A 23,583-nucleotide genomic window follows, 5' to 3' on the forward strand; every position below is an offset into this window, starting at 1 on the left:
CTGTTTCTTCGGCAATTCTCGATGAGACACGGCGGAACCGTACGGATGTGGCCTGCATCACCGGAACCCTTGCCCGCGATGTGCTCGCAAGCTGCAAAACCCCACGTTGAGCACGTTATTCAGGCTTTTGCTCGTTCTGCTCACCGGCGGCTGGGCGACCGGGGCCGGCATCGATTACCGTGACACATCATGGCAGTCCGCTCCCGCATCTCCTTCGCCCGGCAGGTCCTGATCCTGCAGGTCGGCGTGGTCGTCGTGGTGGCCTGCCTCGGATACGGGCTGATCGCCTGGATGCTCGACGGCCATCTGCGCGACCAGTACGGCCAGCGGGCGCTCGCGGTGGCCCGCGCCGTCGCCCTCAACCCGAAGATCGCCGACGCGGTCGCGGCCGGAGATCCCAAGCACATCGTCCAGGACCAGGCCGAGCAGGCCCGGGTCCGCACCGGGGCGCTGTTCGTCGTGGTGACCGACAACCGCGGCATCCGCCTCTCCCACCCCAACCCGAGCCGGCTGGGCGAGCACGTGAGCACCGACCCGTCCGACGCCCTGGCCGGCCGCGAGGTCGTCCGGGTCGAGCGCGGCACGCTCGGGCTGTCCGCGCGCGGCAAGGTCCCGCTGTACGGGCGGGACGGCGGGATACTGGGCGAGGTCAGCGTCGGCTTCGACGCCCGCGCGATCGACGGGGAAGTCCGCCGCGTCCTGCGCGAGATGTCGCTGTTCGTCGCCGGTTCGGTCCTGCTCGGCGTGGTCGCCTCCGCCGCGATCGGCCGCCGGCTGAAACGGCAGACGCTCGGCCTCGAACCGTACGAGCTGGTCGAGCTGGTCCACGAGCGGGAGGCGGTGCTGCACGGCGTCGGCGAGGGCGTCGTGGCCGTCGACCCCGCCGGGCGGATCGCGCTCTGCAACGACGAGGCGGCCCGGTTGCTCGGCGTCACGCCCGAGCGCGGCGTGCCCGCCGGCGACCTCGTCGCCGAGGGGGCGCTGCGGGAGGTCCTCACCGGGGAACGCGAGGCCGCGAACCTGTTCGTCACGGCCGGGGAGCGGGTCCTCGTCGTCAACCGGCGGGAGGTCCGCCGGCACCGCCACGACCTCGGCGCCGTCATCACGCTGCGCGACCGCACCGACCTGGAGACCCTCGCCCGCGAGCTGGACTCGGTCAGCACCCTCTTCGACGCGCTGCGTGCGCAGCGGCACGAGTACGCCAACCGGCTGCACACCCTGGCCGGGCTGCTCCAGCTCGGGCACAGCGAGGAGGCCGCCGACTACATCGGGACGCTGATGGAGGACGCCGCCCGGCGCGCCCCGGCGCCCGACACCCTGCCCGATCCGCTGTCGGACCCCTACCTGCGGGCGTTCCTGACGGCGAAGATCGCCGTCGCCGCGGAGAAGGGCGTCCGGCTCGACATCGGCACCGGCAGCTACGTGGCCGGCCGGGTCACCGACCCCATCGACGTGACGACCGTCGTCGGCAACCTCGTCGACAACGCCGTCGAGGCCGCCCGGCTCGGCCACCGGCGGCCCGCCCGTGTCGAGATCGAGCTGCTCGGCGACGGGAGCGACCTGCACGTCACCGTCACCGACTCCGGTGACGGCCTGCCGGAGGGGTTCCGCGACGCCGTGTTCGACGACGGCGTCTCCACCCGCGACACCGCGGCCGGCCGGTCGCGCGGGCTCGGCCTCGGGCTGGCCCGCCGCACGGCCCGCGCCCGCGGCGGCGATGTGACGTTCGTGGACGCCGGGTCGGGAGGACCCGGCGGGAGCGGGGCCGTGGCGGTCGCCCGGCTCACCGGCGTGCTCGGTGCGGAGGCGGTGCGATGATCGGCGTTCTCGTGGTGGACGACGACTTCCGGGTGGCGCAGGTCCACGCGAAATTCGTGGCGGCACTGCGCGGATTCACCGTCAGCGGGCTCGCGCACACCGCCGCGCAGGCACGGTCGATGGCGGCCGAGCTGTCGCCCACCCTCGTCCTGCTGGACGTCTACCTGCCGGACGGCTCGGGTCTCGCCCTGCTGCCCGACCTGGACGCGGACGTCATCATGGCGACGGCGGCGGCCGACCCCGGCGTCGTCCGGGAGGCGCTGCGGCACGGCGCCCTGCACTACCTGATCAAGCCGTTCACCGCCGCCGCGCTGAACGCGCGGCTCACCGCCTACGCCCGGTACCGGGAGGCGCTGGCCGGAGAGAACGACGTGTCGCAGGCCGCGCTCGACAACGCGCTCCGGGCCCTGTACGCGCCGCTGCACAGCCAGGCGCCCCCGCTCAAGGGACAGTCACCGGTGACGACGCGGCTGATCAGCGATGCGCTGCGGCGGGCGGACGGGCCCCGCTCGGCCGCCGAGATCGCCGACCAGATCGGCGTCTCCCGCGCCACCGCGCAGCGCTACCTGGCCGCCCTCGCCGAGGCCGGGCGGGTCGTGGTGACGCTGCGCTACGGCGCCACCGGGCGTCCCGAGCACCAGTACGCGTGGTCGCCCCGGTAGAGCCCGGCCAGCACCTCCTCGATGCCCATCTCCCGCAGCGCGATGTCGCGCACCTCGTGGACGCGGGTCAGCTCGGCGACCACCGCCGCGGCGTTCGCCGAGCGCGGCAGCCGCAGCCACTGCCGCGGCCCCTCCACCCGCTCGGCCTCGATCCCGTCCAGCGCGATCGGCGGGCCCGGCCGGGCCAGCTCGACGACCAGCAGCCGGTCGGCGTCCACGGTGCGGCGCAGCTCGTCCAGCCCGCCGTCGTAGGCCAGCCGCCCATGGTCGATGATCATGACGCGGCGGCAGAGCCGCTCGATGTCGCCGAGGTCGTGCGTGGTCAGCAGGATCGTGGTGCCGCGCTCGGCGTTGACACGCGCCAGGAAGTCGCGGACGGTCGCCTTGCTCACCACGTCCAGGCCGATCGTCGGCTCGTCCAGGACGAGCAGTTCGGGGTCGTGCAGGAGCGCGGCGGCGAGGTCGCCGCGCATCCGCTGCCCGAGGCTGAGCTGCCGGACCGGCGTGTCGAGGAACGGGTCCAGCTCCAGCAGCGCGGTCAGCTCGGCGAGCCGGGCCCGGTGCGCCGCCGCCTCGACCCGGTACAGCCGCCGGACGAGGGCGAGGCTGTCGCGCAGCGGCAGATCCCACCACAGCGTCGTCCGCTGGCCGAACACCACGCCGAGGCGGCGCGCGAGCGTGGTGCGCCGCCGCGACGGGTCCAGCCCGCAGACCCGCAGCGTGCCGGACGACGCGGTGAGGATGCCGGTCAGCATCTTGATCGTGGTGGACTTCCCGGCCCCGTTCGGGCCGAGATACCCGACGAACTCACCGGGCGCCACGGTGAACGACACCCCGTCCACCGCGTGCACGGGCGTGCGCGCCCGGCGCAGCATGCCCGAGCGCGCCCGCACGGTGAACGTCTTGACGACGTCCTCGGCCTCGATCACCGGCACCGGCATCAGCTCCCTGTCGATCGGTAGTGCCGCAGTCCCGCCCGCCACGCGACCGCACCCAGCGCGCACACCAGCACGGCGACCGCCGGGGAGGCGAACCGCGCCGCCGCCGGCAGCCCGAGCGGGTCGGGACGGTCCAGGACGTACAGCGCGGGCTGCCAGTTGACGAACGCCAGCGGGACGGCGAACGTCACCCCCCGCACGAAGTCGCGGGCGAACATGGTCATCGGGTACTGGGTGAGGAACGCGCCGCCGTAGGTGACCGACTTGCTCGCCCCGTGGCTGTCGATCAGCACGAACTGCATCGCGCCGGTCAGCACCCACAGCCCGCCGAAGATCGCCGTCCCGGACAGCACCATGACGGGGACCATCGCGACCCGGCCCGGCGTCCACGGCACGTCCGCGTTCGCCAGCGCGTACGCCAGCACGAGGACCGCCGGGACGAGCTTGCCGAACCGGCGCGGCGAGAACTCCTCCGTCGCGATCTGGACGAGCGGGCTCACCGGCCGCACCAGCATCGCGTCCAGCGTCCCCTGCCGCACGTGGTACCCGAGCCGCTCGGTGGTGCCGAGCAGGATGTCGGAGACGCCGAACGCCAGCGCGGACGTCCCGTACAGGAACAGGACCTCCGGTGCCGCGAATCCGGCGATGCGCGGAGCCTGCGAGAACAGCAGCACGATCGCGGCCACGTCCAGCCCGGTGACGACCGCCGTGGCGAGCGCCAGCAGCACCATCGACACCGGGTACTGCGCCGCCGCGCGGATCCACGCCCAGACGAGCAGGCCGTACATGCGCACCGTGTCAGCCACCGTGCACCACCAGCTTCCGCCGCGCCGCCCGTGTCACCAGTGCGCCGGCCGCGAGCAGGACCGCGGCCCATGCCGCCTGGAAGGCGAGCGCGCCGAGCAGCCCCGCCCCGGTGTAGCGGCCGAGGAACACGTCCGCGGGCACCTGGATCTGCGCGGCCCACGGCAGCGCGTGCGCGACGGTGCCGAGCCGTCCGGGGAAGACGACCAGCGGCAGGATCATCCCGGAGAAGAACAGCGACATCACGAGCGTGACGGCCTGCAGGCCGCGGTCGTCGTGCAGCCAGAACATCCCCAGCGCCACCAGGTACCGCAGCCCGAAGCTCACCGTCACCGCGAGGACCGTCGCCACCGTGAACGCGGCGAGGTTCTCCGGCGCGGGCGGGCGGAACGGGAACACCAGCGCGCCCGCCAGCAGCGGCGGGCCGGCGCGCAGCACCAGGGACCCGGCCGCGCGGCCGAGGTCGTCGGCCAGCCACCAGCCCTGCAGCCCGACCGGCCGGTACAGGTCGATCGCCACGTCGCCGTTGCGGATGCGCTCGGTGAGGTCCATCCCACCGAAGATCTGCACTGGCCCGATCAGCGCCTGGGTGATGAAGCAGAACGTGACGGCGTCGACCGCCTCGTACCCGCCGAGGGACGGCCGGACGTCCCACAGGGCCAGCAGCACATAGGCGCGCATGAAACCGAACATCGTGTTGGTCAGCGACTCGGTCAGGGAACCGAGCGGATACGCGGTGTGACGCCGGAAGCCGTACCACCACACCCACGGAAGAACCCCCACTTGCCGGGACCCTAGACGGGCGGAAAGGATCTCACCACGTATTCCGACACAGAACCGGGCTCCGGCGGATCACGCCGGAGCCCGGTTCTCCTGGCGCGGGGTTACGGAAGCGGGGGCTTGATGGGGGAGTAGAGCCAGTCCTTGAAGAACCCGCTCAGGTCCTGGCCGGAGATCTGCTGCGCCAGTGACGTGAACTGCCCGGTGTTGGCGTTGCCGTACTTGTGCTTGGCGTACCAGGTGCGCAGAAGGGCGAAGAACGCGTCATCGCCGATCTTCTCCCGGAGGAACTGGAGCATCATGCCGCCGCCGCTGTAGACGCGGTCGTTGAACATGGTGTCGCGCTGCGGGTCGGCGGTCAGCACCGACCAGTACGGGCGGCCCTCACGGTCGGGGAACGGGCGGGCGTTGTAGGTGGTGCGCGCCTGGTCGTGGACGGTCGCGCCGCCGTGCTTCTCCGCGTAGTACCACTGGGCCCAGGTCGCGAGGCTCTCGTTCAGCCAGACGTCCTTCCAGCGCTCGGGCGAGACGGCGTCGCCGAACCACTGGTGTGCCAGCTCGTGCGCGATCGTCCCCCGGCTGCGGACGGCGGAGTAGACCGGCTTGCTCTGCGTCTCCAGGGAGAAGCCGAGCGGCTGGCCCTCGAAGCGGGCGTCGTCGGCGATCGCGCCGGTGCTGCCGAACGCGTACTCGCCGAACGTGTCCGACCACAGGTCGGTGACCTCGTCGGTGGTGTCGTAGAAGAAGTTCACCGCGTCCGGCTGCCCGGCGAGGAGCACCGGGTCGACGGCCGTGTAGTTGGGGACGCCGCCGGGCGTGCGGCCCTGCCTCACCTCCCACTTGCCGATGTCGATCGTGGTGAGGTAGCTCGCCATCGGGCTGTCCTCGCGCCACCGGAACACCTCGGCGCGGACCGGCGTGCCGCGGCGGCCGAACGAGGCGCCGGCGGAGCGGTGCCCGGTGAGCCGCCCGTTGGCGACGGCCGTCAGGCCCTCCGGCACCGTGATGGTGTAGTCGTAGGTCGCCTTGTCGCTCGGGTGGTCGTTGACGGGGAACCAGGTGCTGGCCCCGTTCGGCTCGCCGCCGACGAACGCGCCGTCGGGCGTGTGCAGGAACCCGTACGGGGAGCCGAACACGATCGGGGAGCCGACGATGGTCTGCGGTACGCCGCCGTACCGGATGACCGTCTGGAAGACCGACCCCTTCCGCAGCCCCTGGCGGGGCGTGATGATCAGCTCCTGGCCGCTGCGCTGGTAGCGGGCACGCTGCCGGCCGACCCAGATCTTCTCCACGTCCATGCCGGACAGGTCCAGGTCGAAGCGCGAGAGGTTCTGCGTCGCCCGCGCGGTGATGGTCACGGTGCCGTCGAGCCGGTCGTGGTCGGGGTCGTAGCTCAGGTCCAGCGAATAGTGCCGGACGTCGTAGCCGCCGTTGCCCTCCAGCGGGAAGTAGGAGTCGCCGACTCCGGGGGACCCGGGGGTGAAGTGTCCGCCGCCGTGCCCGTCCGCGGTGGCGGCGGGCGCGAACGCGACGACGCTCACGGCGGCGACGGCGATCGGGAGCATCCGGCCGGGGATCGCCCGGGACCGGATGGACCGGGGGTGACGCGCCATCAGAGATCCTCTCTCCGCTTGATCAAGTAGCGCGCTCACGATGCGCCGATTATCGGGCGCTGTCGAGATCCATAGCCGGATGTGGCCGGGAGGAGAGAGCGGGGGAGGGGTGAGGACACCAGAAGGCCCCCGCGGGTGTAGGAACGCGGGGGCCTCCGGGGCCAGGGGGGATCAGGCCGGCAGGGCGGGCCGGGCGCGCCGGTGGCGCGGCCGGCCCGGGAGGATCAGTGGAACTGGCCCTCTTCGGTGGAACCCTTCAGCGCCGTGGTGGACGAGTCGGGGCTGATCGCGGTGCTGACCATGTCGAAGTAGCCGGTGCCGGCCTCGCGCTGGTGCTTGACCGCGGTGAAGCCCTTTTCGGCCGCCGCGAACTCGCGCTCCTGCAGGTCGACGTAGGCCGTCATGCCCTCGCGGGCGTAGCCGTGCGCCAGGTCGAACATGCCGTAGTTGAGCGCGTGGAACCCGGCCAGGGTGATGAACTGGAACTTGAAGCCCATGTGGCCGAGCTCGCGCTGGAACTTGGCGATGGTCGCGTCGTCCAGGTGCGCCTTCCAGTTGAAGGACGGCGAGCAGTTGTAGGCGAGCATCTGGTCCGGGTATTCGGCCTTGACCGCCTCGGCGAACTTGCGGGCCTGCTCCAGGTCCGGGGTGCCGGTCTCCATCCAGATGAGGTCGGAGTACGGCGCGTAGGCCTTGGCGCGGGCGATGCAGGGCTCGATGCCGTTGCGGACCCGGTAGAAGCCCTCGGCGGTGCGCTCACCGGTGGTGAACTCGCGGTCGCGCTCGTCCACGTCCGTCGTGATCAGGGTCGCGGCCTCAGCGTCGGTCCGCGCGATGATCAGCGAGGGAGCACCCGAGATGTCCGCCGCGAGGCGGGCGGTGTTGAGGGTCTTGATGTGCTGCGAGGTCGGGATGAGGACCTTGCCGCCCAGGTGCCCGCACTTCTTCTCGGAGGCGAGCTGGTCCTCCCAGTGCACGCCCGCGGCGCCCGCGGCGATCATGCCCTTCATCAGCTCGAAGGCGTTGAGCACGCCGCCGAAGCCGGCCTCGGCGTCGGCCACGATGGGGGCGAGGAAGTGCGTGTCGCCCTCGCCCTCGGCCCACTGGACCTGGTCGGCGCGCAGCAGCGCGTTGTTGATGCGGCGCACCACGGCCGGAACCGAGTTCGCCGGGTAGATGCTCTGGTCCGGGTAGGTCTGGCCCGCCAGGTTGGCGTCGGCCGCGACCTGCCAGCCGGACAGGTAGATGGCCTTGAGGCCGGCCTTGACCTGCTGGACGGCCTGCAGCCCGGTCAGCGCGCCGAGCGCGTGGACGTAGTCCTCCTCGTGCAGGAGGTTCCAGAGCCGCTCGGCGCCGAGACGCGCGAGGGTGTGCTCCTCCTGGACCGAGCCGCGGATCCGCACCACGTCCTCGGCGGTGTAGGTCCGCTCGATCCCCTTCCACCGGGGATCGGTCTCCCACTGGCGCTGCAGCTCCTGGGCTGCGCCCTTGAGGCGACTTTCGCTCATCGTGTTGCCCTTCCGTGTCGTCCCCTGGGTGCTTGTTATCGACTATGCCCCGGCCGCAACCCCGAAATGAACTCGTGAGTAACGAAAGAACTGCGAAATTTCCGCTACCATGAAGCGGTGACGACCTTGCGCCAAGAAGAACCCCTCAACTTGACGAGTGACGTAGATCTCGTCACGTTCGGGCAGCGGCTCCGGCACCTGCGCCGCGCCCGCGGCCTGACGCTGTCGGAACTCGGCGAGCGCGTCGGACGAGCCCCGTCCCAGCTGTCCCTGCTGGAGAACGGGCGCCGTGAGCCCAAGCTGTCGCTGCTGCAGGCCCTCGCCGCCGCGCTGGCGTGCCCGGTGGAGGAGCTGCTGCGCCGCCAGCCGCCCAGCCGCCGCGCGCAGCTGGAGATCCAGCTGGAGGAGGCGCAGCGCGACCCGCTCTACCGGACGCTCGGGCTGTCGCACCTCAAGGCCGGCAAGCGGATGCCGAACGAGGTGATCGAGCACATCCTCGCGCTGTACGGGGAGCTGAAGCGCAGCCGCACCAAGCCCACCGCGAGCCCGGAGGAGGCGCGCAAGGCCAACGCCGAGCTGCGCCGCCAGATGCACGAGCGCGGCAACCACTTCCCCGGGATCGAGCGGGTCGCCGCGCAGACCCTCGACGCCGTCGGGTACCGGCGCGGCGCCGTGTCGCAGGGGCTGCTGATGACGCTGGTCGGCCACTTCGGGTTCAGCCTCCAGTACGTCCAGGACCTGCCGCGCTCCGTCCGGTCCGTGACCGACCTGCGCAACCGGCGGATCTACCTGGAGCGCGAGCAGCTCGGCATGCACACGCCGCGGACGATCCTGCTGCAGACCCTCGGGCACATCGCGCTCGACCATGACCAGCCGCGCGACTTCGCCGACTTCCTGCGCCAGCGCGTCGAGGCCAACTACTTCGGTGCCGCGATCCTGATGCCGGAGCGCAGCGTCGTCCCGTTCCTGCAGGAGGCCAAGGCCGCGCGGGAACTGTCCGTCGAGGACCTGGCGGACGTCTTCTCCGTCTCCTACGAGATGGCCGCGCACCGCTTCACCAACGTCGCGACCCACCATCTCGACCTGCAACTGCACTTCACCAAGAACGACGAGAACGGCACCATCTACAAGGCGTACGCCAACGACGGCCTGGCCTTCCCCCAGGACGAGGACGGCGCGATCGAAGGCCAGCGGATGTGCCGGGAGTGGGCCGGGCGGCACGTGTTCGGCGCCGAGGACCGCTTCTCCGTCTACTACCAGTACACCGACACCCCGCAGGGGACGTACTGGTGCCTGTCGCACATCGACCCCAGCCACGAGCGCGACTTCGCCATCACGCTCGGCGTCCGGTTCGAGGACTCGCGCTGGTTCCGCGGCCGGGAGACGACCCGGCGGGTCAAGTCGGCCTGCCCGGACGGCGACTGCTGCCAGCGCCCGCCGAAGGAGCTGTCGGACCGCTGGGAGGGGATGGCCTGGCCGTCGGCGCGGGCGCACTCGCACGTCCTGTCGGTCCTGCCGCCCGGTGCGTTCCCCGGCGTGGACGAGGCCGACGTCTACGAGTTCCTGGACAAGCACGCCGCGGAATGACCGGTATCGCAGAACCGCCCGGACGGGAGGGGGAGCGCGTGCCGCCCGAGGTCGCCGCGTGGCTGGCCCGGCGCATGAGCGCGGCGGCGGACTGGCCGGCGCCCCTGCTGCTCGCCGCCAAGGGCGACACCAGCATCAGCGTCGTCCTGCCCGCCCGCGACGAGGAGGACACGGTCGGCGCGATCGTCGCGGCGATCCGGGCCGACCTGGTCGAGCGCATCCCGCTGGTGGACGAGATCGTCGTGATCGACTCCCGGTCCGGCGACCGGACCGCCGCCGTCGCCGCCGCCGCGGGAGCCGAGGTGGTGGCGCAGGACGCCGTCCTGCCCGGGCACGGCCGCATGTCCGGCAAGGGCGAGGCGCTGTGGAAGTCCCTGTACGCGACGTCCGGCGACCTGCTCGTGTTCGTGGACGCCGACCTGCGCGAGTTCACCTCGTCCTACGTCACCGGGCTGCTCGGGCCGCTGCTGACCGACCCGTCCGTCGGCTACGTCAAGGGCTGCTACGACCGTCCCCTCGTGGACGGAGAGCGCCATGTCGAGGGCGGCGGGGGCCGGGTCACCGAACTGGTCGCGCGCCCGCTGATCAACCTGCACTGGCCGCTGCTCGCCGGGGTCATGCAGCCGCTCGGCGGCGAGTACGCCGGGCGCCGCGCGCTGCTGGAGCGGCTGCCGTTCGTCACCGGCTACGGCGTGGAACTCGGCCTGCTGCTGGACGTCTACCAGGACTCCGGGCTGGACGCGATCGCGCAGGTCGACCTCGGCCGGCGGGTGCACGCGCACCAGTCCACCGAGGCGCTCGGCGCGATGTCGGGGCAGATCATGCTGACCGCCTGGTCGCGGCTGGAGCGGCACGGCCGGATGATCCCGCTTGAGCCCCCCTCCACCGCGCTCACCCGGTTCCACCGCGGCGCGGACGGGCACGACGCCCGCACGACCGATGTCGCCGTGGGGGAGCGCCCGCCGATGATCGAGGTGCCCGGCTATGCCGCCGTCCGATCCTGCTCACCGGGCCGCAGGTAGCCCGCCCGCGTGCGCGCGCTGTGACTCCGGTCACGGTGTTACCTGCGGTAACTCTGATTACTGCTACCGTGGGTAACAGTCATATTGGAGGAAGGGTCAATTAATCATGACGAGCACGGAGCAGGCAGGGTTCTCGCTGGAGCCCAGCGAGGACGTCCGCGAGGTCAGGGACTGGGTGCACGAGTTCGCCAGGGATGTGATCCGCCCGGCGGCGCAGGAGTGGGACGAGCGCGAGGAGACCCCCTGGCCGCTGATCCAGGAGGCGTCCAAGGTCGGCATCTACTCGCTCGACTTCTTCGCCACCCAGTGGCTGGAGCCGACCGGCCTCGGCATCCCGGTGGCGTTCGAGGAGCTGTTCTGGGGGGACGCCGGCATCGCGCTGTCCATCGTCGGCACCGGCCTCGCGGCCGCCTCCGTCGCCGCCGTCGGCACCCCCGAGCAGACCGCCGAGTGGGTGCCGCAGATGTTCGGCACCGCCGACGACGTCAAGCTCGGCGCGTTCTGCGCCTCCGAGCCCGACGCCGGCAGCGACGTCGGCTCGATCCGCACCCGCGCGGTCTTCGACGAGGCCAAGGACGAGTGGGTGCTGAACGGCACCAAGACCTGGGCGACCAACGGCGGTATCGCCGACGTCCACGTCGTCGTGGCGTCGGTCCACCCCGAACTCGGCAGCCGCGGCCAGGCCGGCTTCATCGTCCCGCCGAACACCCCCGGCCTGAAGCAGGGCCAGAAGTTCAAGAAGCACGGCATCCGCGCCTCCCACACCGCCGAGGTCGTCCTCGACGATGTGCGGATTGCGTCCCACCTGATCGTCGGCGGCAAGGAGAAGTTCGACGAGCGCATCGCCCGCACCCGCGAGGGCAAGCGCTCCAAGGGCCAGGCCGCGATGAAGACGTTCGAGACGACCCGCCCGTCCGTCGGCGCGATGGCGCTCGGTGTCGGCCGCGCCGCCTACGAGTACGCGCTGCAGTACGCGCAGGAGCGCGAGCAGTTCGGCAGGAAGATCGGCGACTTCCAGGCCGTCGCGTTCAAGCTGGCCGACATGAAGACCCGGCTGGACGCCGCCCGCCTCATGGTGTGGCGGGCCGCGTGGATGGCGCGCACCGGCAAGGACTTCCAGAACGCCGAAGGCTCGATGGCCAAGCTGATGGCGAGCGAGATGGCGGTGCATGTCACCGAGGAGGCCATTCAGATCCTCGGCGGCAACGGCTACACCCGCGACTACCCGGTCGAGCGGATGCACCGCGACTCCAAGATCTTCACGATCTTCGAGGGCACCTCGGAGATCCAGCGCCTGGTCATCGGCCGCACCATCACCGGCCTCCCCGTCCGCTAGCCGGTGACCTGCGCAGACCGTGATCCCATGGTCTCCGCCCGGTGGGAGCGCGGGTCGTTGATCATGAGGCCATGGCCGTCGCTGCGAGGTTCTGGGAGAGCCGGGCCGCCCGGCCTTCTTCAGGCGGGCGGCGAGCAGCTCGTTGAGGATCGGCGCCGGTGACGTCGGCGAAATGGCCGGCCGCTCGTCGGGAGTCGTCTCCCAGCGCGCCTGGAGCCTGGCCCGCGGCTCCTCGCGCATGAGCGCGGAGACGTGCGCGTAGGTGCCGCCGATCCCGGGCATCGAGTGGCCGAACCTGTCATGGGTGAGAATCGCGGGGGTCCCGAGCTCGTCCAGCCACACGCGGTGCGGGCGGCGGAGCTTGCGCGGTGTGAGGTCGTTGCCGACCGGAAGCCAAGACGCGGGCTCCAGCTCCTGGACGTACCCGGCACTGCTGGCGGATGCGATGCGCGGCTTGTGGGCGTTGCGGCCCCCGCCCGGCGATTCGCAGGGCTCGCCGGCGCGGGCGCTGCAGCAGGGCAGTCCACTGCCCGGGCGTCCACCACCGGCTGGTCGTAGCGGAGGATGCCCCGCACGTTCGGAGGCGACCAAGCGGGCCCGCAGGCGGCCGGCCATGCCGGGGTCAGGGGTGTGCCGGGCCACCCCGTGGAGACGTCGACCAGGAGGGGGCGGGCCGGGGCGCCGCTGGCCCGCCCCGTCCGTCCGGGGCGCGGGTGGCGGCCCGGGACCATCCCGGTGACGGCTTGAGGCCAGGGGTAGCTCTCGTTGCAGGTGGCACGCCGATGGTGATCGCCTCTTTTGTTCAGGAAGAGGAACTTGCCGCCGCCGCAGCCGTCGTCGCGGCATTGACGCGGTGCCGGGGGATGGGCGGCCATGTGCAGGGCGAGTAGATCGATCAGGAACGGAGGAAGGCCAACGGCGCCGAAGTAGTCCGGGTGGTCGTTGCGGAGCGAGCCGTCCTTGGGCGGCTTGAGGACAAAGGGCCCGTCCGGCGGGCCGAGTTGGACTTCGACCCTGATTTTGGCGTCGCAAACGTGGTGGCTCCGCAGCCCAAGCAGCTCACCCCACGCAAACCGCACCAAGAGCAGACGATCCACATGACGAAGTCGTCATCGCGTCCGGTGAGGATGGCGCGCCGTCCGGCAAGCAGCAACGCTTGCCGCGGAGTGACCCGGGCGGGCTCCCGCCGGGCTGCCTGTGCGCGCCGCTGAGCGACGCGCCCGCGACGGCGTCGCCGGGACGCCGCGTTGACGCCGACCAGGCCCGCGTCCTTGGCGTCCCCCAGGATCGTCGCCAGGAGATCGCGAGCGTTACTGGTGGTGTTGGGGGAGTACCGCTTGCGGAGCTCGATCTCCCAGGCTTGGACCTGCTCCCGTTCAAAAACGTGTTGATGGGCAAGTGCCCAAAGATTGGGTGGATTCGCAGGCGCAAATGCTGGTCATAGGCGGTGCGGCTGCTGTCCTCGATGTCCTGACCCGGAAGCCGGACCTGCGCGACCCAGTCACGGAAGGTCACCTCGCCGGCGTAGGAGTCGCGTTCCCCGCGGGCACGCCGCTGCCCGGCGAGCATCCGTTTCCACTGATCGATATTGACCCCGTTGACGGGAGGGCCTTCCCAAGGGAACACCAGCCGCCGCAGGCCGGACTTCTTGTCGTCGCCGCGTTAAGAGCCTGTCCTATGTGGTGACTCGAGCAAGCTTCTTGTAGCAGATCAGTGCAGCGGCGAGGGCCAGGAAGGCGGTGAACAGGTGGCCGTGGCGTTCGTAGCGGGGGCGGTCAGCTGCGGGTCGTTCGGGTGCGGCTCCATGCGACTGGGTAAGTCGTCGGGCGGCGGATGACGCTGGCGTCCCAGCGCCATTCAAGGTCTTCGGCTGGGATGGCCGGGCGCAGGGATGGCATGCGCTGGGTGAGGAGTTCGAGGGCCACCTGGAGTTGCAGGCGGCCGAGCGGTGCACCGATGCAGACGTGAGCGCCACTCCCGAAAGCCAAGTGCGGGTTAGGGGTGCGCTCAAGGTCGACGGTGCCGGCGTCGGTGAAGACCCTCGGGTCCCGGGCGGCCGAATCGGGGCTGGGGATCAGAAGTTCGCCGGCGCGCACGAGGACGCCTCCGAGTTCGATGTCGCGGGTGGCGCGCCGGGGCTGTGTCGCGCCCAGGACCGAGTTCGGGACGACCCGCAGCATCTCCTCGACGGCTGTGGGAATGAGCGCGGGACGGGTACACAGCCGGGAGTACAAGGAGGCTCCGCCGGTTCCGGAGGTGGTGAGGAGGCGGTGCGTGGAACACACCAGGGCCCCGCCGGTGCTTTCCCAGCCCCCGGCGACCAGGCTGGCCGCCAGAAGTCCCGCCGATGATGGGTCGGCGTTGGCGAGCTTGGCGTTGACCGCTACCAGGGACACCAGGTCGTCACCTGGGTTCTGGCCTCGACTCTGAATGAGAGCGGCCATGTAGCCGACCATGGCTTGCATGGCGGCGGGACCTGTGCGGTGGGAGTCGGGGCTAACGGAGATGAGTGACTCGCTCCATCGCCGGAACTGTGGATAGTCCTCTTCGGGGATGCCGAACAGACCGCCGATGACGCTGAGTGTGAGCGGCATGGCGAAGTCCTCGGAGAGGTCACCGGGCTCGCCCTTGGCGATCAGCCTGTCCAGAAGTTCTGCGGCTGTGTCTTTGACCATTGGCCGCAGCCGCGCGACCTTGGCTGGACTGAACGCGGACTTGACCAGTCCGCGGATGCGTCGGTGCTCATCTCCGTCTAGAGCGATGATGATCGGGTGCGCCTTGATGAAGGGGGAGACTCCGTCGGCCGGTCCGCGCAGGAAGGTTTCGCTGTCGCGGTAGACCCTTAGCGCCTCGGCATGGCCCGTGACGAGCCATGCCTCGGTGTCGGCCTGCCCGGATGGCAGCCTCACTTTTGAAAGGGGGGCCCGCTGCTGGAGTTCGGTGTGCGCGGCGGGCAGGTCCAGCGGGTTCTCTGGGGGTTCGAAGGGGAAGTACGGGCATGCCGGTGTTGTGGGCCGGGGGGATGGGATCAGAGTCACCGTGTTACCTTTCGGGCGGTTCCCCTGCTGCGCCTCCAAGGCCAGCAGACGTCAACAAACCTGTCAATTCGGCGGAGGCGACACCTTCATCACTCCGGTGGCCGGTGGCCGGCTTTGATCGCCACGACACTGTTCTGCCGCCATAGGTCGTGTGTCCCGGCCCGTCCGGGTTCTGGCCAGAAGCTGAAGGGGTCGGTGGGGGCACGAGCTGCCAGCCATCCGGGAGGAGCTCAGCGAGGCGTTGCCCGGTCCTGAAGTGCACGGCCTCAGGCGCGGACTGGGGCCCGAAGATCTCCGTGATGTGCTCGTTGACCTGAGGAGCCAGGGACTCAGGCGAGGGGCCGGTCAAACTGATGAGAGAGCCGGCGGGGAACTGGGCGCCCAGAACGCCGTACATTCCCTTGAGGTCGTGGGCGTCGGAGACGGTGTTGAGTTCGTGCCGGTCGATGATGGCGACGGGGGCACGTTCATCCTGCGGTTTGTCGAGCTGGAAGAGAGCTCGGATGGCGGGCTCGCGCAGGAGCCGTCGCGTGTCGAGCAGGCTGCCCTCGATGAACTCCACACCGTCCGCGTCGGCGAGGTGCGGGCGTGAATGGGACACCAGTGGGGAGTCACGGTTGGCGTAGACGACGTGAGTGTCTGGGCGGATGAGCTGGGCGACTTTATGGAGGCTGGACCAGGCGGGAGGGAGCGCGCCCAGCTCCAGGAAGCGGGCAATGCCGTAATGGATGACACAAGCTCGAGCGAGGCGGTTGCCGAACTCCATGCTGTCCACTTCCAGGCCGCGCAGCCGGTCCACCAGCGTTGTGTCGGTGATGCATGATGCCCGGTCAAGGGCGGTGCTGTAGCCGGACGTCGGAGTGTCGGTGATGATGGCGGCGCACATGCGGGCGATCGACTGACGGCCGGGATCCGCCCCAGAAGCGATGACCGCTTGGTCGGCATGGGGCAGCGGCGGGAGGTCGACCTCTAGAAGCGACGCGTCGTTGGCGCTGATCTGCATGGCTAGGCGCTGGAGTGCTGGGCCAGGCTCACCGCCGGTCCTGCGGAGGTGGTCGCGGTACCGGCCGTACAGGATGAGGGCGTCGGGACCCCGCTGCTCACGATAGAGGGCGGTCATCAAAAGTCCCCTGAGGTGCTCTCGCCGCCAGAACTGCTGAACGAGCGGCGGCAGCCCGGTGGTGACCTGGTTGTGCAGGCCAAGCTGAAGTTGGACCTCTGCCTGCTGCTCCACCGCTTGCAGGCGCTCGGTGTGCAAGTTGGCGGCGAGTGCGTCCATTGGCCCGTGGGACAACTGGCCTGGGCTGCCTTGTTGAGGATCTGCCGGCTCTCCGCCCCCGGGCTGTGCTTGCTGTCGCCGGACCAGAGGCCGTGTCTCGACAGGGGCTTTGCCGACCTCGGCAGCGGTCGCCGCCTCCAGCGACGACGCAGCCGCACTCCTCCTCCATCCCGACGCCAACGAACAAGGCTTCGCACTCCACACTGCCGGCCGACGCCGCCGCACCCCCATCGACTTCGACGGCCTAACACTCATCACCCTCAACCCCGCCGAACCAGACAACGAACTAAAAGAGCTCTGAGAGCCGAGCGGGGGATCTGGACCTCCTGCGGACCGCTCCCGCTCGCGCGGGGAGAACGCCGCCGATGGTCTTGCCACGGCGGCGGGCCGATTCTTGGCCTTCGAGGGTGCGGTCGCGGATGTACTCGCATTCCATGCCCGACAAGGCGGCCAGCGCGGTGAACACGATCCGCCGGGTCGTGCGAGCCCCGCAGCTCGCCGGTGAGGAACTCCAGGGTGATGCCCGAGGCCCTGAGCTGTTCGGCCAGTGCGGCCCGACCGCCCACGAACTCGGCCTGGACGACCTGGCATGAGCCGTTCCACTTCCTTGAAAGTGGATGGCCACGACGTCGCCGCGGCGAGCACGGCGAATCAGACACGGACGGGCGCCATCCGCTCCAGAAGGGCGTACGGATACGATTTTCGGTACGACCTGGGAATGGGAACCGGGAACGATCACCTCCAGGGAGGAACGGAGCTCGGCTACGCCCGCGTCTCCACCACGAAGCAGTCCCTCGAACGGCAACTCGACGCCTTGGCCGCTGCCGGCATCCCGACCGAGCGTGTCTATGTCGACAAGAAGACCGGCACCAGCACCGACCGTGACGGCCTGAACCGGCTGCTCGCGTACGCCCGGCCCGGTGACACGATCGTCGTGCACACCCTCGACTGGGTCGGCCGCAATCTGCGCGAGGTGTTGAACCTCGTCCACGAACTCTCCGAAAAGGGATCGGCGTACGGTCCCTGGTCGACCCGCTGCCCGTCAACACCACCGACGAGGGAATGGCCCACATCGCCTTCCTACTGCTGACCCTGTTCGCCGAGATGGAACGCACCTTCACCGCCGAACGCGCCGCGCACGCCCGCGCCGTTGCCGAGGCCAGCGGCCGACGGACCGGACGGCCAATCGCCCACCCGGAGGACAAGATCGAACATGCGCGGCTGTTGAAGGCCCAAGGCGACTCGCTGGGAGTCATCGCAGCCAAGACCGGCATCCCAGGACCTCCCTGCACTGCTATCCCCACCACTGCGGACGCCGAGCGGTGAGTCTTTGCTGCGATTCAAGCGCAGCCTGATGCAGGCGCCGACCTGCCGTGTCCCTGTGCGATGCGCTCATCCTTGGCTGGGGGGCTCCTTCAACCACTCGGGCATCGATGCACCCGTGACCTCCTGGAAGCGCCGGGTCACCTCGGCGGGATCTTCTGCATAGGAGCGACGTAAGAGCTCCACTGCCAGCCCGAGGACGCCCCGGGACTCATCTGGAAGCGACTGCCCCAAGCCAAGCGCTGCGACCAGGGGAGCGACGGCTTCACCGAGACGAGTGTTCTCCACAAGAACAAGACCGAGGACCGTCAGACTCTGCACATAAGTAGGCAGGTAGGCGTCGCGGTTGAGGTCGGTCAGTTCGCGGCGGAGGGTGACGGCTTCCTGGGATGCTGGCACTGCCTCGGCCCGGCGGCCGGTCTCCGCCAGCAGTGCGGCGTGGTTGTTCAACGACATCGCCAGGTCGGGCAGGTAGGCGTCGCGGTTGAGGTCGGCCAGTTCGCGGTAGAGGGTGACGGCTTCCTGGGATGCTGGCACTGCCTCGGCCCGGCGGCCGGTCTCCGCCAGCAGTGCGGCGTGGTTGTTCAACGACATCGCCAGGTCGGGCAGGTAGGCGTCGCGGTTGAGGTCGGTCAGTTCGCGGTAGAGGGTGACGGCTTCCTGGGATGCTGGCACTGCCTCGGCCCGGCGGCCGGTCTCCGCCAGCCGAATGGCGTGGTTGTTCAACGACGTGGCCAGGTTGGGCAGGTAGGCGTCGCGGTTGAGGTCGGTCAGTTCGCGGTAGAGGGTGACGGCTTCCTGGGATACTGGCACTGCCTCGGCCCGGCGGCCGGTCTCCGCCAGCAGTGCGGCGTGGTTGTTCAACGACATCGCCAGGTTGGGCAGGTAGGCGTCGCGGTTGAGGTCGGCCAGTTCGCGGTAGAGGGTGACGGCTTCCTGGGATACTGGCACTGCCTCGGCCCGGCGGCCGGTCTCCGCCAGCCGAATGGCGTGGTTGTTCAACGACGTGGCCAGGTCGGGCAGGTAGGCGTCGCGGTTGAGGTCGGCCAGTTCGCGGTAGAGGGTGACGGCTTCCTGGGATACTGGCACTGCCTCGGCCCGGCGGCCGGTCTCCGCCAGCCGAATGGCGTGGTTGTTCAACGACGTGGCCAGGTTGGGCAGGTAGGCGTCGCGGTTGAGGTCGGCCAGTTCGCGGCGGAGGGTGACGGCTTCCTGGGATACTGGCACTGCCTCGGCCCGGCGGCCGGTCTCCGCCAGCCGAATGGCGTGGTTGTTCAACGACATCGCCAGGTCGGGCAGGTAGGCGTCGCGGTTGAGGTCGGCCAGTTCGCGGCGGAGGGTGACGGCTTCCTGGGATACTGGCACTGCCTCGGCCCGGCGGCCGGTCTCCGCCAGCAGTGCGGCGTGGTTGTTCAACGACGTGGCCAGGTCGGGCAGGTAGGCGTCGCGGTTGAGGTCGGCCAGTTCGCGGCGGAGGGTGACGGCTTCCTGGGATACTGGCACTGCCTCGGCCCGGCGGCCGGTCTCCGCCAGCCGAATGGCGTGGTTGTTCAACGACGTGGCCAGGTTGGGCAGGTAGGCGTCGCGGTTGAGGTCGGCCAGTTCGCGGTAGAGGGTGACGGCTTCCTGGGATGCTGGCACTGCCTCGGCCCGGCGGCCAATCTCCGCCAACCGAAGAGCATGGTTGTTCAACGACATCGCCAGGTCCGCCAGGTAGGCGTCATGGTTGAGGGCGACGAGGGCGCGGAAGAGATCGGTGAGGATAGCGGTGATGGCCGCGCTGAGGTGGGCCAGGCTGACCGAGGTCTCCGGGAGCAGAGCGTTGGCACGCCACGCTTGGGTGGTCAAGGCGTCCGGATCGCGATCGCCCAGCCGTTGCAGGCCGGCCAGCAGGAGGCCGCGGTGAGCGGGAATGGCGGCCAGGAACGGAGCAGCGGCGGCGAACGGATCGGGATGGGTCACGATCAAGTCGGTGGTCTGTTCACCGATCAGGTCGCGGAACTCGGGATGAGCGGCGGTGCGCACGAGCGCGAACAACGCTTGCTGGGCCGCGCTCAGATCGTGCACCAGCGCCGCGATCTGGCCAAGCAGCGGCTCCGTGCCCGCCATGGATGACGATACGTTGCCGGTGCGGGTGTCGTTGCAGGTTGAAAGGATGGCTCCCAGCAGGATCTCCGCCAGCCGGTCGGGCTGAATCTCGCCGATCACGAGCGCCTGGTCTGCCCTGGTCTCCTGCGGAGGGGGCGGGTAGAGAGCGGCCAGCCACTCCACCACGTCGCCGGCCCGATCCGCGTGAGCCAGGGTACCGATATCGGTGGCCAGGCCGACGTTGCAGGGACCCAGCATGACCAAGCCGGCCAGGGCCCGGTCCAGCAGCGCCATCGCGTGCCGTTCACGGGTGTTGCGGGCCACCACCGGCGACAGCACATCACGCTCCAGCAGCCCTTGGCCGGCCGCGACCCGGCGGTGATAGTCACGCTCGTGCTGGGCCAGTTGCTGTTCGGGCCGTCTGCCGGTGTCGCGGTGCGAGGAGGGAACCTGGCCGGCAGCCACCTGGAGCAAATCCAGCAGTGCGGTCATCTGCAAGGTCAGCGCATTCCCGAACTCCAGCGACAGATCCGGTGGGGTCTGCGCCAGCTGCCGGGCCAGGACCGGCCACTGCCCGGCTGCGACATCAGCGACCGCAGGTTCGGGCAATCGCTGCAGGCCCGCGGCCAGTCCCCGGACCGCCGCCAGGTAGCCCTCCCGCCGCACCCCGGGGTCGTCTCCTAATGGCGGCAGCGGCATGAGCTGTGCGGCCTGGTCGCCGAGCAGCCCCTGCAGGTCCTGCCACCATGCCCCGCTGGCCCGGGCCACCAGCAGCACCCGCACCGGCTGGGCCGGCGGCCGATCCAGCAGCTCGGCCAGCAACGTCTCGGCAAACAGCGGAGAGGCCTCGGCGTAGTCGCACACCACCAGCACCGGCTCGATACACGCCCGCAGCCTGGCGGCCAGCTGCTCGGCACCCGCCTGCTGCTGGGCGTCACCCGTTGCCCGTGACGCCGTGACCGTGAACCCCGTCACCCAGCCGGCATCGCGGCTGTCGGCGGCGAAACGACGGGCCAGCCGGGTCTTGCCCTGACCGCCCTCACCGGTCACCAGCCGCACCGACACCCCCGCCGCCCCGCCAGCCGCCGCCCCACCGGCGGCCGCCGGGCCGCCATCGCGCCAGGCCACTAACTCCCGCAACTGGTCGGTGCGGCCCTGGAAGGGCACCGTCTCGGCAGCCGCGGCCAGCAGCGAACCCGGAGTCGCCGCCCGCGCCACCACCGGCCGAGCCTGCAGCACCTCAGCCAGCTCCACCGGCTCGGGCACCGGCACGAATCCGATATCGTCTCCCACCAGCCTGACGAACTGCGCGTCCTGCAGACAACGCGTGACAGGGACGGCACGCAATCGGCCCTGGGAGCGCCGATCGTCCACCGTGACGACGCCCACCAGCCACGACTCGACGAACACCGCCGTGCCCGACACCCCCACCCATGGCGAGGACGCCTGCAGATCATCACGCGGACCGTGAGCCTGATTCAGCGCGAACCCGTCATAGTCACACGACAGCTGGTTGACCTCACCCGCCAGCGGCTCGATGAACCGGGTCCTGTCGGCATAACGGGCCAGCCGCGGAAAACCTAAGCCGCTGTAGCGCTGCGTCGCGCCGGTCACCAACCGGCCCCACCGCACCGGCAACCACCCCTCGGCCCCCGGCACCGGGAAGGCCAGACGCAGCAACGCCACATCCTGTGACGGATGCTGCCACAGCAGCGACGCCTCCACCGGCACCGGCTCCGCGGCATCCCCGCCGGAGCCGTCGGCGGGCCGCCCGATGCGCACCTGCAGTTGCGGCCACAGCCGGCACCGCCCGCACCCCTGCGAGGTACCGGACCGTTCAGCATGCTCGGCGCACGCGTTCACCAGCACATGCCGACAGGTCAACACCAAGCTGGGCCCGACCAGATAGCCCGTCCCGCTGCACTTCACACGCTGTCCGACACCGGCCCGCACATCGGCCAGCCGCCGCACGTCGGCTCCCTGCCGCACCTGCTCAGACATCAGTCGTCGAACGACCCCTCGTCATCGTCACCGACCTCGGCGGTGCTCCCACCCAGCGCCTCGTCCTTGACCTCCAGCTTCAGCTTCAGCCGATGCGCATTACCTTTGCTGATCTTGCCTTCAGCACCGACCGACACCACCCCGAACGAGGCCTTGGCCCCGCCCTCCTTCCGCAGCTCGACCAGCAGCTCCATCTCCACCTCGGTCACCTTGAACCGCAACTGCTGATCCGCCCCCGCGTCCTGAGCCACCCCCAGCTCGAACCGCAGCTGCTCAATCGCCTCCGCCAACCCGATCAACGACGACATCCACCCACCCCCGCATACAGTCTGGCCTGACAAGAAACCCCATCCTGCCAAATCATCACGTCTGCCAACCCGGTGATAACCCGGCCCGACAGGCCAGACCCGGCCACCCCGAAACACTCCGCAGCAGCCAGCACAGAACCGCGCCACATAGCCGTGATGCACAGGACTTCGAACATCTGTGCAGACAACTCCGGAAATCGACCGGAAGGCGGGGCAAATCACACCCTCCGTCGAAACCGGGATGCTTCATTCTGAGAAGGAATCGGGTCACTGGGGGCCGGACTCGGGGGTCTCGGGGTCGGCCGCTGGTTCGTTCTCAGAATCGAGTGTTTCTCAGAAGCGCCCGGCCTGAGTCCCGGTCGGGGCCGGCGCCAGGAACGATCAACTCAGCGGTGGTCACCGGCTGGGCTGCGTGCGGCGGCCCCGGTCTCCTGGTCGGCTCTGTGGTCCGGTGTCGAGGGCTGTGCGAGGTGGATCCTGCGCCAGGCGGCGATCCATGTCCGTACTTCGTCGGGGGAGGTGCCGCAGCCGCGGATGAATCCCTGGACGTACGCCAGACGGAGGGGCGGTTTACCGGGGCGGTCGTAGAGGATCTTGGCGACGGTGGCGTGGGAGAACACGGCCCCCGACTGCTTTGCGACCTCGCGGCTGGACGGCTGCCCTGTCCACCTCCAGAACTGGCGCATCTGCTGCTCGAGTTCCTTCAGCGAGGCGGCGGTCGACGGGTCCGGCTTGTAGTTGTCTGCCAGGTCAGCGAGCGTCTCGACCCGGCGGGGCGCTTCTGCGGGCTGCTCTGGTTCCCGATCGACCGCCCTGGAGGGGTCAGCGACAACCCACAGGGCCCTCATGTCCTGCGTCAGGATCTGCCAAGCAGCCCTGTCTCCTCCGGTGCATGCAGCCGCCATCGACTCGATGAACATCCACTCTGGGTGATGGGCGCAGGACAGGCGCTCGGCGATCGCCGAGCGCCCGTACGGCATCCGCTGCTCCAGGACCCGGAGCGATAGACCGTACTGATCGACAACGGCACGCAGCGCCCGAGCCAACTCCCGCGACGCCTCACGCTCCCCGCGCAGCGGCCCCCACCTGCTCATCGGCCGCGCCGGGCGGACGCGTCCGCCCGGGCCACCTTGCGCCGCAGCCGCTTGACCTCGGCCTCCAGGTTTTCGATGCGGCGACCGGCGTCCGCCATGTCCTCAGACACGCTGGTCGCATCAGAGGTGTTGGCCGCACAGGTCCCCTCGGTGGTCGCCGTCGTGGCCGTGGTGGTGGCGCGGGTGCCGAGGAAGTACGTCGCGATCGCCCCGGAGATGGTCACCGCGATCATGGGCGCGGTCTGCGTCACGGTCAGGTGGGCGGTATGGCTGACCAGCCCGATCGTCACGGTCGAGGCGGTAGCGGGGGCCCCGGTGAGGATCTTGGCGCGCATGCGCTCGGTGTTCAGGACGATGTCCACGTCCAGCGCTCCTAGCTCGGAA

General features: G+C 70.1%; 20 protein-coding genes. 9 read left to right on the forward strand and 11 right to left on the reverse strand.

Features of this window, described 5'->3' with window-relative positions; translation table 11 throughout:
* The first annotated feature begins 189 nt into the window (after window positions 1-189).
* Both ACQP1N_RS16015 and ACQP1N_RS16020 read left to right on the forward strand, forming a co-directional pair.
* Complete coding sequence (locus tag ACQP1N_RS16015) at window positions 190-1,818, forward strand: sensor histidine kinase (RefSeq protein WP_131732661.1); 1,629 nt, start codon at window positions 190-192, stop codon at window positions 1,816-1,818.
* The gene (locus tag ACQP1N_RS16020) at window positions 1,815-2,480 is read left to right on the forward strand and encodes a response regulator (RefSeq protein WP_067803773.1); all 666 of its coding nucleotides are present in this window, start codon (window positions 1,815-1,817) and stop codon (window positions 2,478-2,480) included. The genes ACQP1N_RS16015 and ACQP1N_RS16020 overlap by 4 nt, the downstream gene beginning before the upstream one ends.
* Here ACQP1N_RS16020 and ACQP1N_RS16025 read toward each other — a convergent pair.
* The 5 genes from ACQP1N_RS16025 to aceA all read right to left on the reverse strand — a co-directional run bounded on the left by ACQP1N_RS16025 (window position 2,429) and on the right by aceA (window position 8,123).
* Window positions 2,429-3,421 carry an ABC transporter ATP-binding protein gene (locus ACQP1N_RS16025; protein ID WP_067803770.1) on the reverse strand — a complete coding sequence of 331 codons (993 nt, stop codon included), beginning with the start codon at window positions 3,419-3,421 and terminating at the stop codon, window positions 2,429-2,431. The genes ACQP1N_RS16020 and ACQP1N_RS16025 overlap by 52 nt on opposite strands.
* Window positions 3,421-4,224 carry an ABC transporter permease gene (locus tag ACQP1N_RS16030; protein WP_306303185.1) on the reverse strand — a complete coding sequence of 268 codons (804 nt, stop codon included), beginning with the start codon at window positions 4,222-4,224 and terminating at the stop codon, window positions 3,421-3,423. Before ACQP1N_RS16030 ends, ACQP1N_RS16025 begins: the two co-directional genes overlap by 1 nt.
* The gene (locus tag ACQP1N_RS16035; protein ID WP_067803764.1) at window positions 4,217-5,005 is read right to left on the reverse strand and encodes an ABC transporter permease; all 789 of its coding nucleotides are present in this window, start codon (window positions 5,003-5,005) and stop codon (window positions 4,217-4,219) included. Before ACQP1N_RS16035 ends, ACQP1N_RS16030 begins: the two co-directional genes overlap by 8 nt.
* A gap of 101 nt (window positions 5,006-5,106) precedes the next feature.
* The gene (locus tag ACQP1N_RS16040; RefSeq protein ID WP_067803761.1) at window positions 5,107-6,615 is read right to left on the reverse strand and encodes a M1 family metallopeptidase; all 1,509 of its coding nucleotides are present in this window, start codon (window positions 6,613-6,615) and stop codon (window positions 5,107-5,109) included.
* Window positions 6,616-6,839: 224 nt separating this feature from the next.
* Window positions 6,840-8,123 (reverse strand): isocitrate lyase, encoded by a 1,284-nt coding sequence (gene aceA, locus ACQP1N_RS16045; RefSeq protein WP_433232212.1) that lies wholly within the window; start codon window positions 8,121-8,123, stop codon window positions 6,840-6,842.
* A 150-nt stretch (window positions 8,124-8,273) separates the two neighbouring features.
* On the opposite strand from aceA, the gene ACQP1N_RS16050 reads away from it, so the two are divergent.
* From ACQP1N_RS16050 to ACQP1N_RS16060, 3 genes are all read left to right on the forward strand, one after another.
* Window positions 8,274-9,710 carry an XRE family transcriptional regulator gene (locus tag ACQP1N_RS16050; protein ID WP_067803755.1) on the forward strand — a complete coding sequence of 479 codons (1,437 nt, stop codon included), beginning with the start codon at window positions 8,274-8,276 and terminating at the stop codon, window positions 9,708-9,710.
* Entirely contained in the window at window positions 9,707-10,732 is a 1,026-nt protein-coding gene (locus tag ACQP1N_RS16055) for a glucosyl-3-phosphoglycerate synthase (protein ID WP_067803752.1), read from the forward strand. The genes ACQP1N_RS16050 and ACQP1N_RS16055 overlap by 4 nt, the downstream gene beginning before the upstream one ends.
* Window positions 10,733-10,838: 106 nt before the next feature.
* On the forward strand, window positions 10,839-12,068 hold the full coding sequence (locus ACQP1N_RS16060) for an acyl-CoA dehydrogenase family protein (RefSeq protein WP_433232215.1): 1,230 nt from the start codon (window positions 10,839-10,841) through the stop codon (window positions 12,066-12,068).
* Window positions 12,069-13,843: 1,775 nt separating this feature from the next.
* On the opposite strand, the gene ACQP1N_RS16065 is transcribed toward ACQP1N_RS16060, so the two are convergent.
* On the reverse strand, window positions 13,844-15,106 hold the full coding sequence (locus tag ACQP1N_RS16065; protein WP_433232218.1) for a cytochrome P450: 1,263 nt from the start codon (window positions 15,104-15,106) through the stop codon (window positions 13,844-13,846).
* 4 nt (window positions 15,107-15,110) lie between these two features.
* Window positions 15,111-16,385 (reverse strand): SAM-dependent methyltransferase, encoded by a 1,275-nt coding sequence (locus ACQP1N_RS16070; protein ID WP_433232221.1) that lies wholly within the window; start codon window positions 16,383-16,385, stop codon window positions 15,111-15,113.
* A 109-nt stretch (window positions 16,386-16,494) separates the two neighbouring features.
* Between ACQP1N_RS16070 and ACQP1N_RS16075 the strand changes: the two genes are divergently transcribed.
* The 4 genes from ACQP1N_RS16075 (at window position 16,495) to ACQP1N_RS16090 (ending at window position 17,711) form a co-directional block, all read left to right on the forward strand.
* Complete coding sequence (locus ACQP1N_RS16075; RefSeq protein WP_084263283.1) at window positions 16,495-16,686, forward strand: type I-E CRISPR-associated endoribonuclease Cas2; 192 nt, start codon at window positions 16,495-16,497, stop codon at window positions 16,684-16,686.
* A 133-nt stretch (window positions 16,687-16,819) separates the two neighbouring features.
* Window positions 16,820-16,978: a hypothetical protein gene (locus ACQP1N_RS16080; protein ID WP_157419290.1), complete on the forward strand. Its 159-nt coding sequence runs from the start codon at window positions 16,820-16,822 to the stop codon at window positions 16,976-16,978.
* Window positions 16,975-17,475 (forward strand): recombinase family protein, encoded by a 501-nt coding sequence (locus ACQP1N_RS16085; protein WP_433232223.1) that lies wholly within the window; start codon window positions 16,975-16,977, stop codon window positions 17,473-17,475. Before ACQP1N_RS16080 ends, ACQP1N_RS16085 begins: the two co-directional genes overlap by 4 nt.
* On the forward strand, window positions 17,448-17,711 hold the full coding sequence (locus ACQP1N_RS16090; RefSeq protein WP_433232226.1) for a hypothetical protein: 264 nt from the start codon (window positions 17,448-17,450) through the stop codon (window positions 17,709-17,711). Before ACQP1N_RS16085 ends, ACQP1N_RS16090 begins: the two co-directional genes overlap by 28 nt.
* A gap of 66 nt (window positions 17,712-17,777) precedes the next feature.
* On the opposite strand, the gene ACQP1N_RS16095 is transcribed toward ACQP1N_RS16090, so the two are convergent.
* From ACQP1N_RS16095 to ACQP1N_RS16110, 4 genes are all read right to left on the reverse strand, one after another.
* Window positions 17,778-21,797, reverse strand: a complete 4,020-nt coding sequence (locus tag ACQP1N_RS16095; protein ID WP_433232228.1) for a tetratricopeptide repeat protein — start codon at window positions 21,795-21,797, stop codon at window positions 17,778-17,780.
* On the reverse strand, window positions 21,797-22,105 hold the full coding sequence (locus ACQP1N_RS16100; RefSeq protein WP_067804991.1) for a trypco2 family protein: 309 nt from the start codon (window positions 22,103-22,105) through the stop codon (window positions 21,797-21,799). The genes ACQP1N_RS16095 and ACQP1N_RS16100 overlap by 1 nt, the downstream gene beginning before the upstream one ends.
* Before the next feature lie 386 nt (window positions 22,106-22,491).
* Window positions 22,492-23,199: a hypothetical protein gene (locus ACQP1N_RS16105; protein WP_433232231.1), complete on the reverse strand. Its 708-nt coding sequence runs from the start codon at window positions 23,197-23,199 to the stop codon at window positions 22,492-22,494.
* Window positions 23,196-23,561 carry a hypothetical protein gene (locus ACQP1N_RS16110; protein ID WP_433232234.1) on the reverse strand — a complete coding sequence of 122 codons (366 nt, stop codon included), beginning with the start codon at window positions 23,559-23,561 and terminating at the stop codon, window positions 23,196-23,198. Before ACQP1N_RS16110 ends, ACQP1N_RS16105 begins: the two co-directional genes overlap by 4 nt.
* Window positions 23,562-23,583: the final 22 nt, after the last annotated feature.

This window comes from Actinomadura formosensis, assembly GCF_050948385.1.
GTDB lineage: Bacteria > Actinomycetota > Actinomycetes > Streptosporangiales > Streptosporangiaceae > Spirillospora > Spirillospora formosensis.

What these genes read in the sequence shown, in the direction of transcription:
- ACQP1N_RS16015 (WP_131732661.1), top strand. Translation starts at nt 190, where the DNA reads ATGGCAGTCCGCTCCCGCATCTCCTTCGCCCGGCAGGTCCTGATCCTG.
- ACQP1N_RS16020 (WP_067803773.1), top strand. Translation starts at nt 1,815, where the DNA reads ATGATCGGCGTTCTCGTGGTGGACGACGACTTCCGGGTGGCGCAGGTC.
- ACQP1N_RS16025 (WP_067803770.1), bottom strand. Translation starts at nt 3,421, where the DNA reads ATGCCGGTGCCGGTGATCGAGGCCGAGGACGTCGTCAAGACGTTCACC.
- ACQP1N_RS16040 (WP_067803761.1), bottom strand. Translation starts at nt 6,615, where the DNA reads ATGGCGCGTCACCCCCGGTCCATCCGGTCCCGGGCGATCCCCGGCCGG.
- aceA (WP_433232212.1), bottom strand. Translation starts at nt 8,123, where the DNA reads ATGAGCGAAAGTCGCCTCAAGGGCGCAGCCCAGGAGCTGCAGCGCCAG.
- ACQP1N_RS16055 (WP_067803752.1), top strand. Translation starts at nt 9,707, where the DNA reads ATGACCGGTATCGCAGAACCGCCCGGACGGGAGGGGGAGCGCGTGCCG.
- ACQP1N_RS16060 (WP_433232215.1), top strand. Translation starts at nt 10,839, where the DNA reads ATGACGAGCACGGAGCAGGCAGGGTTCTCGCTGGAGCCCAGCGAGGAC.
- ACQP1N_RS16070 (WP_433232221.1), bottom strand. Translation starts at nt 16,385, where the DNA reads ATGGACGCACTCGCCGCCAACTTGCACACCGAGCGCCTGCAAGCGGTG.
- ACQP1N_RS16080 (WP_157419290.1), top strand. Translation starts at nt 16,820, where the DNA reads ATGCCCGACAAGGCGGCCAGCGCGGTGAACACGATCCGCCGGGTCGTG.
- ACQP1N_RS16085 (WP_433232223.1), top strand. Translation starts at nt 16,975, where the DNA reads ATGAGCCGTTCCACTTCCTTGAAAGTGGATGGCCACGACGTCGCCGCG.
- ACQP1N_RS16090 (WP_433232226.1), top strand. Translation starts at nt 17,448, where the DNA reads ATGGCCCACATCGCCTTCCTACTGCTGACCCTGTTCGCCGAGATGGAA.
- ACQP1N_RS16095 (WP_433232228.1), bottom strand. Translation starts at nt 21,797, where the DNA reads ATGTCTGAGCAGGTGCGGCAGGGAGCCGACGTGCGGCGGCTGGCCGAT.
- ACQP1N_RS16100 (WP_067804991.1), bottom strand. Translation starts at nt 22,105, where the DNA reads ATGTCGTCGTTGATCGGGTTGGCGGAGGCGATTGAGCAGCTGCGGTTC.
- ACQP1N_RS16105 (WP_433232231.1), bottom strand. Translation starts at nt 23,199, where the DNA reads ATGAGCAGGTGGGGGCCGCTGCGCGGGGAGCGTGAGGCGTCGCGGGAG.